Raw genomic sequence first — 12,738 nt, 5'->3', positions numbered from 1 at the left:
ACAGGTCACCGGGGTGTTCGGGTCGTTACGTAAGGTTCCAGACGATCATTTCCCAGATATCTTTCCAGCTCTTAGCGATCTCGGTGACCACGGTCGGTTCGAAGCCGCAGTGCATCATGCACTGGGCGCAGCGATCGTCCTTGCCGACACCGTAGCGGTTCCAGTCGGTCTTTTCCATCATCTCCCGGAAGGTGGGATAGTGGGTGTCGGTGATCAGGTAACAGGGGGCCTTCCATCCCTGGGGGTTGCGGGTCGGGTTGCCCCAGGGGGTGCACTGGAGCTGCTTTTCCCCCTTGAGGAAGCGGAGGTACATGGGGGTGGACCAGAAGCGGAACCGCTTGCTCATCTCGAAGACCTGGGCGAATTTCCGTTCGATCTCCCGGCGCACCAGGAACATGTCTTCCCCCACTGCCTCGTAGTCGAAGCCGGGGGCCACCAGCAGGCCGTCGACGCCGAGATCGGTCAGCTGTGAGAAGAGCATCTCGATCTCCACCAGGTCGGTGTCCTTGAAGATGGTGGTGTTGGTGCAGACCCTGAAACCGAGTTTCTTCGCCTTCTTGATCCCCTCCACGGCGATCTTGAAGGTCCCTTTCCGCTCCAGGATCCGGTCGTGGGTCTCTTCCAGCCCGTCCATGTGCACGTTGAGGGTGAAATTGGGGTGGGGCTTCATGGCATCGAGGGCATTTTCCAGCAGCAGGCCGTTGGTGCAGAAATAGATATGCTTTCCCCGCTGCAGGACCCCTTCGACCAGCGGGATGATGTGGGGGTAGAGGAACGGTTCGCCGCCGGTGATGGTCACCACCGGGGCCGGGCATTCGTCCACCGAGCGGAGGCATTCCTCCAGAGACATCATGTCCTGGATGGTGTCCGCGTATTCCCGGATCCTGCCGCAGCCGGAGCAGGCCAGGTTGCAGAGGTGGGTCGGTTCCAGCATCAGGACCAACGGGTACTTGTCGATTTTCTTCATATTGTTGGAGATGATGTATCTGGTCAGGTCATAGTTGAGTCGCCAGGGGAAACGCATAATTTTTTCATGTTCCTTTCAAAAGTAAGAAGAAAAACAGATCCGCAGATGCCTACGGACAGAAGCAATCAGATGTCATCCGCGTATATCTGCGGTTGATTCGTCCTGATTTACTTGACCCGAGCCAGGTGCTGGGTGACAACGGTGGATGCGAGAAACGCCTCGCAGGTGGCGGCGATGCCTGTGGCATCGAGCCCCAGATCCTCCCGGAGCTGGGACTGGCTCCCCTGTTCGATGAAGCGGTCCGGGATGCCGATCCGCTTGACGCGGATGTCGGTGCGCCCTTCGTCGGCCAGAAGCTCCAGGACCGCGGTGCCGAATCCGCCCTGGAGCGCGTTTTCCTCTACCGTTACCAGCAGGCCGGTACGGGATGCCGCGTTGAGGATCAGTTCACGGTCCAGCGGCTTGACGAAGCGGGCATTGATGACCGAGGCGCGGATTCCTCGCTGCCCCAGGAGGCCTGCAGCCTCCAGCGCCGGGTAGACCGTGGAGCCGATGGCCACGATGGCCAGGTCGTTGCCGTCGGCGAGCTGCTCGCCCTTGCCGATGGGAAGCTCGCGCAGTTCCTGGTCGAGCGGGACGCCGTAGCCGTTGCCGCGGGGGTAGCGGAGCGAGATGGGACGGCCGGAGTAGAGAGCCGTCTTGAGCATGTGCTGCAGCTCGTTCTCGTCCTTGGGGGCCATGACCGTCATCTCGGGGAGATGGCGCAGATAGGAGAGGTCGAAGGTCCCGTGGTGCGTCGGGCCGTCGTCGCCAACCAGCCCGCCACGGTCGAGGCACATGGTGACCGGCAGCTTCTGCAGGCAGATGTCGTGGAAGACCTGGTCATAGGCCCGCTGCAGGAAGGTGGAGTAGATCGCCGCCACCGGCCTGAACCCTTCGGCGGCAAGACCTGCGGCAAAGGTCAGGGCGTGCTGCTCGGCGATCCCCACATCGAAGAATCGGGCAGGGAACTCCCTGGCAAAGGGGGTCAGCCCGGTGCCGTCGGGCATGGCCGCGGTGATGGCGACGACCTTGTCGTCCTCGCGGGCCAGCTTCTGCATCGCTTGCCCGAAGACGCCCGTATAGGAAGGGGCACCGGCCTTGGCGGCCTTGACCTTGCCGGTGGCCAGGTCAAAGGGACCGACACCGTGGAACTGGTCCGGGGTCCGTTCGGCAGGCTCGTACCCCTTCCCCTTGGTGGTCATCAGGTGGACCAGTACCGGTCCCTCCAGGGTGCGGACATTCTGGAAGATCTCCAGCAGCTGCGGCAGGTCGTGGCCGTTGATCGGGCCGATATATTCGAAGCCGAGCGCCTCGAACAGCATCCCCGGCGTCAGGAACCCTTTCAGGGAGTGCTCGGCCCGGCGGGCGAACTTGAGGATGTTGTGCCCCACGGCCGGGATATTCTCCAAGAGCCCCTGCATCACCTTTTTCAGGTCGCGGAAATCGTTGCCGCTCAGCTTGCGGGAGACAAAGGTGGAAAATGCCCCCACGTTCTTGGAGATGGACATCTCGTTGTCGTTCAGGACCACGATCAGGTTTTTCCGCAGGTGGCCGGCCTGGTTGAGCGCCTCGAAGGCCATGCCGCCGGTGAGGGAGCCGTCGCCGATGACGGCTACGACCTTGTTCCGGGAGCCGCGCAGGTCGTTGGCCACGGTCATTCCCAGTCCGGCGGAGATGGAGGTGGAGGAGTGACCGGCGCCGAAGGCGTCATGGGGCGACTCGGACCTCTTGGGGAAGCCCGATATCCCCTTGTACTGGCGCTGGGTATGGAACTGGTCACGTCTGCCGGTAATGATCTTGTGGGTATAGGCCTGGTGCCCCACGTCCCAGACAAACTGGTCGTTGGGGGAATCGAAGCAGTGGTGCAGCGCCAGGGTCAATTCCACGCAGCCGAGATTGGATGCGAGGTGGCCGCCGGTTTTGGAGACGTTGTCCAGCAGGAACCGGCGCACCTCGTCGGCGAGTTTGACCAGCTCTTCGGCAGGGAGACGCTTCAGGTCGGCCGGGCTGTCTATGGTATTGAGTAATGGGTACATAAGTCCTCCAGTATGGGCCGTGTAACGTGAATCGTGAGCTACCGGACGTAGCCGTTGCTGCGAAACCACTCCACTGCCGTGCCCAGGGCCTCTTGGGCCGGTCGTTGTGGCAGACCCAGTTCACGGACCGCCTTGGACGAGTCAAAGTACATGAACTTGCGGGCCATCTGGACACCTGCCAGCGGTATCAGCGGCTCGCGGCCGGTAAGCCGGGAAATGGCCTCGTTGCAATATGCTGCGGCGAGGATGGGAGCGTAGGGAAGCCGCACCTTTGGCGCGGGGATTCCCGTGATCTGGGCCAGGAGGTCGAAAATCCGCTGCAGGGTCAGGTTCTCGTTGCCGAGGATGTATTTCTCGCCGATCCGCCCTTTGCGGGCTGCCAGGATGTGGCCGCGCGCACAGTCGGTCACGTCGATGATGTTCAGCCCCGTATCCAGGTAGGCCGGCATCTTCCGGTTGAGGAAGTCGACGATGATCTTGCCGGTCGGGGTCGGTTTTACGTCGCCTCCTCCCACCGGAGTGGAGGGATTGACGATGACCAGTGGCAGCCCTTGCGCCAGGAAGGACTGGGCCTCCCGCTCGGCCAGGAACTTGCTCTTCTTGTAGTCCCCCACCATGTCGGCAAAGGCGACCGGGGTCGTCTCGGTGCCGGGGGTGCCGTCGCCCGGATTCCCCAGGGTGCCGACGCTGCTGGTGTAGACGACGCGGACCAGCCGGTTCACCAGGGCGGCTTCCAGGATGTTGCGGGTGCCGGCGACGTTGCTCTCGTACATCTCTACCGGGTTCCGCGTCCAGAGGCGATAATCGGCCGCGGCATGGAAGAGGACGTCGCACCCCTCCAGACCGGCACGGAGATTCGCTCCGTCCCGCAGGTCCCCTTCCCAGAGCTCGATCGTGAGCCCTTCAAGGTTGCGGCGGTCCGAACCGGGCCGCACCAGCACCCTGACCGAACAGCCATCCTTCAGGAGTTCCCTGACGAGGCTTGCGCCTATGAAACCGGTTGCGCCGGTGACGAATGCTTTCATAAAAAACGAATAAAAGGTGGAAGGTGACAGATTCCGCTTCTCACCCCCCACCCTTCACTTTGTGCTCATCCGCCGGATTTCGCCCGGTGGCCGCCTTATCCCTTTCTCTTTCTGCTGAGGGAACGGTAGGTCCCCAGCGCGGTCAGAGGGAAGCAGTTGCGGTAGATATGGTACTTGATCATGAAGAACTTGGGGAAACCGGTACCGGTGTACTGGTCTTCGTCCCAGGTGCCGTCGGCCTTCTGGGTGTCCAGGAGGTACTGAATCCCCCGACTCACCTCCGGTGCATCGACTTCGCCGACCGTCATGAGGGCCAGAAGCGCCCAGCCGGTCTGGGAGGCGGTGCTGGGGCCGATCCCCGCCAGGGAGGGGTCCAGGTAGGACTCGCAGGTTTCTCCCCAGCCGCCGTCGGCGTTCTGCTTCGATTTCATCCAGTCGATGGCCCTGCGGATGTAGGCCTGGTTGGGGTTTTCCCCCATGGCGCTCAGGCCCGACAGGACCGACCAGGTGCCGTAGATATAGTTGACCCCCCAACGTCCCCACCAGGAGCCGTCCGGTTCCTGCTCGCGGCGGAGAAAGTCCAGGGCTCGGACCGCAACCGGGTCCTCCTTGGAGTAGCCGAAGGTCCCCATCAGCTCCATCATCCTGCCGGTCAGATCTGCGGTCGGCGGGTCGATGAGCGCCTCCAGGTCGGCAAAGGGGATCTTGTTCAGGAGGTGCTTGGTGTTGTCCTTGTCAAAGGCGCCCCAGCCCCCGTTCTTGCTCTGCATGCCGAGGCACCAGTCGATGCCCCGCTGGATCGCCTCCTGCTTGGTCTTTTCGTTCTTGACCTGCACGTCCTTGATGGCCATCATGACAAAGCCCGAATCGTCCACATCGGGGTACCAGTCGTTGAGGAACTCGAAGGCCCAGCCGCCCGGCTTCAGGTTGGGGCTCTTGATTTTCCAGTCCCCGTCCTTGCGGACCTCGCGGTCGAGCAGCCATTGCGCGGCCTTGACCAGCGCGGGATGGTCGGTGGGAACTCCTGCTTCTACCAGCGCCTTCAGGGCCAGGGCGGTGTCCCAGAGCGGCGAGACGCACGACTGGAGCACCAGCGACTCATCGTCCTCGATACAGAAGTTGGCCAGGGCCTGCAGCCCCTTGGCAACGGCAGGGTGGTCGTTGGCATAGCCGAGGCAGTGCAGGGAGAGGACCGAGTTGAGCATGGCCGGCTGGATGCCGCCCCAGTCGCCGGTCGGTTCCTGGTGCTCCAGCACCCATTTTTCCGCAGCCGCCATCCCCTTGTTCTTCAGGGGCCGGATCGGGTTCCCCTCGTAGACCTTCAGCAGGTGATCCAGGCCGATGAAGAAGTTCTTCCAGGTGAAGATGCCGTTTTCCTTGGTAAAGGTGTAATCCATGGGGCGTGGCGGCCGGACATAGAGCTCCTGGACCCTGGCCCAGGGGGGGAGCTTGCGGACCGGGCGCATGGTCATGGTGATGGAGAGCGGGATGATCGTTGCCCGCGACCAGCTGGAGAGTTCGTACATGTTGAAGTAGGCCCAGTTGGGGAGCAGCATCAGCTCGATCGGCATGGACGGCACGCCGAGCCAGGAGAACTCGCCGAACAGGGCGAGGAAGATCTTGGTGAAGACCCGCGCTTTGAGGATGCCCCCCTGGGAGAGGATGAAATCCCGCGCCTTGACCATAGAGGGATGGTCTGCCGGGTAGCCGGCCAGCTTGAGGGCGAAATAGGCCTCGATAGTGGTGGAGAGGTCGCCGGGGCCGCCGTACCAGAGGGACCAGTGCCCTTCTTCAGTCTGCTGGCGGAGCAGGTAGTTGGCCATCTTCCGCTCTTTCGCCTTGTCGACGATCCCCATGAAATGGAAGAGCATGACGTATTCGGCGGTGATGGTGACGTTTGATTCCAGCTCCGCCCACCAGTACCCCTGGGGGAGCTGCTCGCGGAAGAAGAACTCGCAGGTCCGCTCGATGGCCAGATCCAGCGGGCTGGTCGTCTCGTTCTCCTTTTTCTTCCAGATCGAGGCGGGGAGGTGGTGGATCTTGGCTCCCGGCTTGGCTGTCGGTTTGATCTCAGGTTCGGCAGTCACGCCGTTGAATGAGGTGAGTGCATGGGATATGGGGTGCTTGCAGGGGGTCATCGCCATGGGTACTCCTTGATAACAATGCGTAATATCATGATTAATAGGTGTGTGGGATAAGATCGGTCCCGGAAATCAGCTAGTCTTATCATATTTTGGTGAAAAGATACACCCTTTTTCCGCTTAACCGGCTGTAATGCCCTGTAGATACAGGAGATAGGCAGCGCTTTGGTTGATTTGCCGAAAGAGCTGTGCTACTAACAGACGGCTCATGCTCCGGCGCGAGCAACCGATACTGCATTGACGCTTGCGAGCCCGCAGGCGCGAAAGAAGGAACCATGAAGAACGATACCACCCCGTACCGCGGCCTGTTCGGTTTCATCGTTCGCCGGCCGCGGCTGATCCTGGTTTGCGCCCTGCTCCTGTCGCTCTTGTCGGTGGTCTATACCTGGCAAAAGATGGAGTTCCTCACCGGCCGCGACGACCTGATGCCGAAGAACACCCAGTTCCACCGCGACTACCGCGCTTGGCGCGAGGAGTTCGGCGACATGGAGGAGATCGTCGTCGTCATCGAGTCGAACGACCAGGAAAAGGCAGGGCGCTTCGGCGAGGAGCTGCAGGAGCGGCTCTCGAAGCGGAAGGACCTGGTGCAGGAGATCTTCTTCCCCTTTGACATGCCCTTTTTCAAGAAGAACGGTCTCCTCTTCATGCCGCTGGAAGACCTGCAGTCGCTGCGCGACAACCTGCTTTTGGCCAAACCGGTATTGAAGGAGCTGGCCGCAGCGCCATCGGTACAGACCCTCTTCACCACCCTGACCAGGCAGATGGACAGCTACCTTGCCGCTGCTCCCGGTACCTCAGGCCGCGACCGGGAGCTTGCTGGTCTGTCGTTCATGCTGACCAGCCTGGGGCGGGGTATCGGCGCCTTTGCCGCCAGCGGCACGGCCGAGTTCTCCCTCCAGGAGTTCTTCTTCCGCGGCAGGGACGGCAAGGAGTCGGCCATTGCCAAGGCAGGGCAGATGCAGATCATGACCATCCTGCCGGTAAAGGAACAGGGGAGTTTCGTCCCGGCTGAACAGACCATCTCCCTGATTCGCACCACGCTGGCTGAACTGGCCAAGCGGCCGGAATTCAAGGGTGTGACCGCCGGGCTCACCGGCGTGCCGGTGCTGGAGCACGAGGAGATGGCGACCAGCGACCGTGACATCAAGATCGCCACGGCCCTCTCCCTGGCGCTGACCGTGGTGCTGCTCCTGGTCTCCTTCCGGGGGGTGTTGAACGTGGTGGCGGCCATGATCTCCCTGATCGTCGCCATCTGTCTTTCCTTCGGCTTCGCCACCCTGGCGGTCGGCAGGCTTAACATCCTCTCCATGGTCTTTGCCGTCATGCTGATCGGCATCGGCATCGAGTACGGCATCCAGGTGGTGCTCCGGAGTCAGGAGGAGCTGAACAACGGCAGCGACGAACTGGCGGCGATTGCCGCGGGGCTCAACCGGAACATCTGGGGGATCGTCATGGCAGCGGCCACCGTGGCTGCGGCATTTCTGACCTTTGTCTTCACCGATTTCAAGGGGATTGCCGAACTGGGGATCATTGCCGGCGGTGGGGTGGTCATCTGCGTGCTGGTCACCTTCACGGTCCTGCCGGCGCTGATGGTCCTGCTCGCGCCGTACCGGAGGAAACGGAGCGCTCTTGCAGCCAAGAGCCCCGCCCGCAGCGGCGGGACAGGGAACAGCGGCGCCAGGAGGTTCCTCTTCGGCCACCCGCGGGTGGTGGTGGCCCTTGCCGTCGTCCTCTGTGTTGCCTCGCTCTACCCCTTGAGCCGGATCGGCTTCGATTACAACCTCATGAACCTGCAGGCCAAGGGGCTGGAGTCGGTGAACTACGCTTACAAGCTGATGAAGAGCAAGGAGAACTCCGGCTACTTTGCCGTGTCGATCGCCGATTCGGCAGCCGATGCCGCCGCCAGGACCGCCCGGCTGGAGGCGCTGCCGACCGTTGACCATGTGGTGAGCCTCAATTCGTTCATCCCCGACCGGCAGGACGAGAAGATCGCTCTGCTGCGCGGCCTGCGCAATGATCTGGCCGATATCCGGCCGGTGCCCTACAGCGAGGACCTGCAGCTGATGGAGCTGCCCGAGGTGTTCGAGCGCTTCAGGAACACCGTGGAGAAGCTGAAGGTGGCGCTGGACCGGGAGAAAAGCCCGGAGGCCAAACCGGTGGGGGAATTCCTGAAGACCTTGGATGCCTTTTTCGCCAAACTGGAGAAAAACCGTTCCACCAATGCCACCGGCATGTTGCGGGATTTCCAGGGAGGGATGCTGGCCGAGCTGCCGGACAAGCTCGGCTTGATGATGGCGAGCCTTGAGCCGACCCGGGTGACCCCGGCCGATGTCCCGAAGGAACTGGTCGACCGGTTCCGGGGGAAGAACGGCACATACCTGTTGCAGGTGGCGCCGAAGCATGAGATCTTCGACCGGGAGCCGCTCAAGGCCTTCCTGGACGATGTCCGTTCCGTGGACCCCCACGCCACGGGGGAGCCGGTGATGGTCTACGAATCGATGACCATCATGCGCGATGCCTATCGCGGCGCCTTTGTCTACGCCTTTGTCGCCATCGTGGTCATCCTGCTGGTCGCCTTCCGCAGCGTCAGGTATGCAATCATCGGCCTGGTACCGCTGGTGGTGGGGCTTCTCTTCATGGTCTCCGGCATGTGGCTCCTGGGGATCAGCTTCAATTCGGCCAATATCATCGTCATGCCGCTGGTGCTGGGGATTGCCGTCGATTCGGGGATCTACCTGATCAACCGCTATCGCCGCGAGGGGGAGAGCGCCGAGGCGGTCGTGACCAGCAGTACCGGCGTCGGGGTGATCCTCAATACCCTGACCATCATGGTCAGCTTCGGCGCTCTGATGGTGGCGCACCACCAGGGGGTCTTCAGCATCGGCGCGGTGATGTCGCTGGGGATGCTCGCCTGCCAGGTCGCTTTTGTCATTGTCTTGCCGGCGGTGCTGAAGCTCGCCTGCGGGCGCTAGCAGGTTGTTGAAACACAGCCATCTCGCCGCCGTCCTCGAAAGCCGCCTTGTGCGGGGCTTTCTGCGGGTGCGACGATCTGACTGTTTTTGAACAACCTGAGTTTTTCGCCAACCTGAAGAACGGAGCGGATCGATGAGCCTCGAATCCCATGCGGACCTGCGCGGTGCGGTTGCCCTGGCCCACTCGTACCTTCTCGAACGGGTCAGGCCGGGAGACCGGGTGGTGGACGCTACCTGCGGCAACGGCAACGATACCCTGCTGCTGGCCCGCCTGGTGGGGGAGCAAGGGAGGGTCTGGGCCTTCGACATCCAGGAGGAGGCGCTGCACGCCACTGCAGAGCTGCTCGACGAGGCGGGCTGCCGGCAGCAGGTGAAACTCTTTGCCATGGGGCACGAGCGGATGGCCGATGTTGTTGCCGAGCCGCTCAAGGCCGTGGTCTTTAACCTGGGATATCTGCCGGGCGGTGACAAGGCGTGCGTCACCCGGCCCGTAACCACCGTGGCCGCCCTGGAAGCGGCCTGCCAGCTGGTCGCTCCGGGAGGGGTGATCCTGGTAGCCCTCTATCCGGGGCATCCGGGCGGAGCAGAGGAATGCGCCGCGGTGGAGGGATGGGGGGCGGAGCTCATGCCGCACCTCTTCAATGTCTGGCTGCATCGCCAGCTCAACCGTCCGGACACGGCCCCCTATCTGCTGCTGGCGGAAAAAAGAACGAGGCCCCGGTCTACGTGAGGCCGGCATGTTTTGCCCCTTGACACCCGGTCCCCTTTGTCGGCAGAATCCCATCCCATGACCCTTGTCTCCAAGCTGCTGCCATTCCTGTTCGTGCTCCCTCCCCTGGCCTATGCCTTCATCTCCCTCTGGTGCGCGGGGCGCTATTTCTCCAGGCCCAGGCCGGTTGCCGGGGAACTGCCGCCGGTTACCATCCTCAAGCCGGTCAAGGGGATGGATGCCGACAGCTTCGAGAACTTCGCCTCCTTCTGCCGTCAGGAATATCCCGCCTTCCAGATCGTCTTTGCCGTTGCCGCGGCCGATGACCCGGCTCTGCCGGTCATCCGGCGGCTGATGGCTGAATTCCCCGCCGTCGACATCGACCTGGTGGTGGACGACCGGATCTACGGCCCCAACTACAAGGTCTGCAACCTGATGAACGCCTACCCGCATGCCCGCTACGACCTGATCATCGTCTGCGACAGCGACATCCGGGTGGGGCCGCGCTATCTGCAGGAGGTCTGCGCCCTGTTCGGCGACCCGCAGGTCGGCCTGGTCACCTCGCTCTATCGCACCACCGGGGTCCATGGAGCTGCACCAGCCCTGGAGGCGCTCGGCTTCACGGCGGAGATGATCCCCAATGTCATGGTGGCCATGCAACTGGAAGGGCTCTCCTTTGCCCTGGGCGCATCCATGGCGGTCAGGCGGGAGGCGCTGGAACGGATCGGCGGCTTTGCCGCCCTGGTGGACTACCTGGCCGACGACTACCAGCTAGGGAACAAGGTCCATGGCGCCGGCTACCGGCTGGAGCTCTCGGATTGTTTCGTCGAGAGCGTCATGCACCGGGAGCGGCTGAGTACGGTCCTCTCCCGGCAGCTCAGGTGGTGCCGCACCATGCGGGTTTCGCGGCCGGGTGGCTATTTCGCCTCCGGCATCACCCAGCCCTTTCCCGCTGCCCTGGCAGCCGTGGGGGCAGGTCTGCTGGCCGGGTCAGCCGCTTGGGGATGGGGCGCGGCAGGCCTTCTCTACGGAGTGCGCGCCGTTATTGTTTCGCTGTTCAGCCAACGCTATGTGCGGGACAGCCTGTTGCCCCGGTATCTCTGGCTTCTGCTGCCGCGCGACTGCCTGGCCTTTGCCACCTGGGCACTGGCGTTTGCCGGCAACCGCGTGACCTGGCGGGGGCATCGCTATCTGGTGCACCAGGGGGGGCGGATGGAGGAGATTGCATGACCGTAAAAATGCGCTTGACGGGATGGTGGTGGGCAATCCTGCTGGTAACGTCGCTGCTGGCAGGGTGTGCGACGCCGCCGGCGAGAAGCTTCCAGCCCCCCTTTGAAGAGATGCGGAGCGGCCGACGGGTCGGTTTTGCCGAGATGATGGGGGATGTACGCAGAGCCCGCCTGATCTTTGTCGGCGAGCTTCACGACAACCAGGAGCACCACCGCCTGCAGCTGGAGATGATCAAGGCGCTGCAGGCCTCGGGGAGCAGGCTGGCCATCGGCCTGGAGATGTTCCGCGCCGAAAGCCAGCCGGCCCTGGACCGCTGGGTCGCCGGTAGCATGGACCTCTTGGAGTTCATGGCGGTCTATCGCGACAATTGGACCATCCCCTGGGAGGCGTACAACGAGATCCTGCTCTATGCCCGCAACAACCGGATTCCCCTGGTGGCGCTCAATGCGCCCCGCGAGATCATGCAGAAGGTCTATCGCCAGGGATTCGGCTCGCTTACCCCGGAAGAGCTGCGCAACCTGCCGCCTGACGTTACCTGCCGGGTGGACAAGCCCTACATGGACTTCGTGCGGCGCAGCTTTGTCTGGCACAGCGCCGACGATGCGATGCTCCGGTATTTCTGCGAGGCCCAGCTTCTGCGTAACAAGGTGATGGCAGACCGGCTCAATGCCTATCTCATGAAGGAGCCGGCACGGCAGATGATCGTGGTGACCGGGGTGGGACATGCCTTGCGGTGGGGGGTGCCGGAAGAATTCGCCGAATTGGCGCGAGTCGAGATGCGGATCGTGATCCCGCAACTGAGCGAGGCAACGGCAGAATCCCTGCACAAGGAAGATGCGGATTACGTGATGCGGTAGGGGGGGTCAGCTCAGCTGCAGTTCTTTGCGGGAGAGGTAGTTGTAAAACTCGTCCATGACCCGGTTCTTGTTTTCGCACTGGGCGCTGATGATGTTCTTCAGGTGGAGAAAGGCGTCCACGTCCACCTGCTGGAATTCGCAACCGATGCCGGTCTCATCCTGCCTGACGATAACGCCGCAGACGTCGATGTATTCCTCATTGTCCGGAGCCACGTCCTGGCTGAGGGGAATGGTGAGCTCCACGACGGTGTCGGGCTCGAACTTTGGAGAAGCCTTCACGTAGATACCATAGAGTGAAAGATTTTCCGACATCCCGCGATACCATTGCCCCTTGGCGCTGATCAGCACCTCCCGTTGGAACGGTATCCTGGTAAATCTTCTCGTTTCACCCATTGAAGTTCTCCCCTCGTGTCGGTGCAGAGCATCGGCCAACAAACCCACAGCAACAAAGAGGCGAAGCATTCGTTGCTCTATTTCGTGCAGCAATTTTGATGCCGTTATTCTGGCTGCCCGTGTTGATTCTCCCGGTTTTATCTGTACTTGCTGGTTATTTACGGGGAAATGATACGGTTGTCGTTGAGTCGGCCGGCTTTTCCACGGAAGTTCGGCTCGTTGCCGTCAAAATTATGTAAGGCAATCCGACAGATATTCGGATTATTTGACACCAATGTTGGGGCAGGGCAGCACGGTTGCATGGCTCGGCAGGGCAGAGGAACGGACGGCTGGGCGGTTCCTTTTTTGTTGACAAAACGGCCTTCT

General features: G+C 62.2%; 9 protein-coding genes. 4 read left to right on the top strand and 5 right to left on the bottom strand.

From position 1 onward, the window contains the following. Nucleotides 1–25: 25 nt before the first annotated feature. From hpnH to shc, 4 genes are all read right to left on the bottom strand, one after another. Nucleotides 26–1,024, bottom strand: coding sequence for an adenosyl-hopene transferase HpnH (gene hpnH / locus GJT30_15670; protein ID MSM41055.1), 999 nt, complete (start codon nt 1,022–1,024; stop codon nt 26–28). A gap of 110 nt (nt 1,025–1,134) precedes the next feature. Beyond that, a complete protein-coding gene (gene dxs, locus GJT30_15665) occupies nt 1,135–3,045 on the bottom strand; it encodes a 1-deoxy-D-xylulose-5-phosphate synthase (GenBank protein MSM41054.1) in 1,911 nt (636 codons plus the stop codon). 38 nt (nt 3,046–3,083) lie between these two features. Beyond that, entirely contained in the window at nt 3,084–4,070 is a 987-nt protein-coding gene (locus GJT30_15660) for an NAD-dependent epimerase/dehydratase family protein (protein ID MSM41053.1), read from the bottom strand. A 95-nt stretch (nt 4,071–4,165) separates the two neighbouring features. Further along, the gene (gene shc / locus GJT30_15655) at nt 4,166–6,208 is read right to left on the bottom strand and encodes a squalene--hopene cyclase (GenBank protein ID MSM41052.1); all 2,043 of its coding nucleotides are present in this window, start codon (nt 6,206–6,208) and stop codon (nt 4,166–4,168) included. Nucleotides 6,209–6,486: 278 nt separating this feature from the next. Here shc and GJT30_15650 point away from each other — a divergent pair, with 278 nt between their 5' ends. From GJT30_15650 to GJT30_15635, 4 genes are all read left to right on the top strand, one after another. Then, the gene (locus GJT30_15650) at nt 6,487–9,183 is read left to right on the top strand and encodes an MMPL family transporter (GenBank protein MSM41051.1); all 2,697 of its coding nucleotides are present in this window, start codon (nt 6,487–6,489) and stop codon (nt 9,181–9,183) included. A 133-nt stretch (nt 9,184–9,316) separates the two neighbouring features. Then, a complete protein-coding gene (locus GJT30_15645; GenBank protein MSM41050.1) occupies nt 9,317–9,913 on the top strand; it encodes a methyltransferase domain-containing protein in 597 nt (198 codons plus the stop codon). A 57-nt stretch (nt 9,914–9,970) separates the two neighbouring features. Continuing rightward, complete coding sequence (locus GJT30_15640; GenBank protein MSM41049.1) at nt 9,971–11,122, top strand: glycosyltransferase; 1,152 nt, start codon at nt 9,971–9,973, stop codon at nt 11,120–11,122. Then, nucleotides 11,119–11,979, top strand: coding sequence for a hypothetical protein (locus tag GJT30_15635; GenBank protein ID MSM41048.1), 861 nt, complete (start codon nt 11,119–11,121; stop codon nt 11,977–11,979). The genes GJT30_15640 and GJT30_15635 overlap by 4 nt, the downstream gene beginning before the upstream one ends. Before the next feature lie 6 nt (nt 11,980–11,985). Here GJT30_15635 and GJT30_15630 read toward each other — a convergent pair whose 3' ends face one another. After that, nucleotides 11,986–12,441 (bottom strand): hypothetical protein, encoded by a 456-nt coding sequence (locus GJT30_15630; GenBank protein MSM41047.1) that lies wholly within the window; start codon nt 12,439–12,441, stop codon nt 11,986–11,988. Between the last annotated feature and the right edge of the window lie 297 nt (nt 12,442–12,738).

Origin of the sequence: Geobacter sp. (assembly GCA_009684525.1) — a bacterium.
Classification (GTDB): Bacteria; Desulfobacterota; Desulfuromonadia; order Geobacterales; family DSM-12255; genus Geoanaerobacter.
Note: the sequence above shows the minus strand (reverse complement) of the source record. Positions and strands in the feature narration are given on the sequence as shown.

Coding starts and splice junctions, on each gene's coding strand:
- GJT30_15645 (MSM41050.1), top strand. CDS start 9,317: ATGAGCCTCGAATCCCATGCGGACCTGCGCGGTGCGGTTGCCCTGGCC.
- dxs (MSM41054.1), bottom strand. CDS start 3,045: ATGTACCCATTACTCAATACCATAGACAGCCCGGCCGACCTGAAGCGT.
- hpnH (MSM41055.1), bottom strand. CDS start 1,024: ATGCGTTTCCCCTGGCGACTCAACTATGACCTGACCAGATACATCATC.
- GJT30_15635 (MSM41048.1), top strand. CDS start 11,119: ATGACCGTAAAAATGCGCTTGACGGGATGGTGGTGGGCAATCCTGCTG.
- GJT30_15630 (MSM41047.1), bottom strand. CDS start 12,441: ATGCTTCGCCTCTTTGTTGCTGTGGGTTTGTTGGCCGATGCTCTGCAC.
- GJT30_15650 (MSM41051.1), top strand. CDS start 6,487: ATGAAGAACGATACCACCCCGTACCGCGGCCTGTTCGGTTTCATCGTT.
- GJT30_15640 (MSM41049.1), top strand. CDS start 9,971: ATGACCCTTGTCTCCAAGCTGCTGCCATTCCTGTTCGTGCTCCCTCCC.
- shc (MSM41052.1), bottom strand. CDS start 6,208: ATGACCCCCTGCAAGCACCCCATATCCCATGCACTCACCTCATTCAAC.
- GJT30_15660 (MSM41053.1), bottom strand. CDS start 4,070: ATGAAAGCATTCGTCACCGGCGCAACCGGTTTCATAGGCGCAAGCCTC.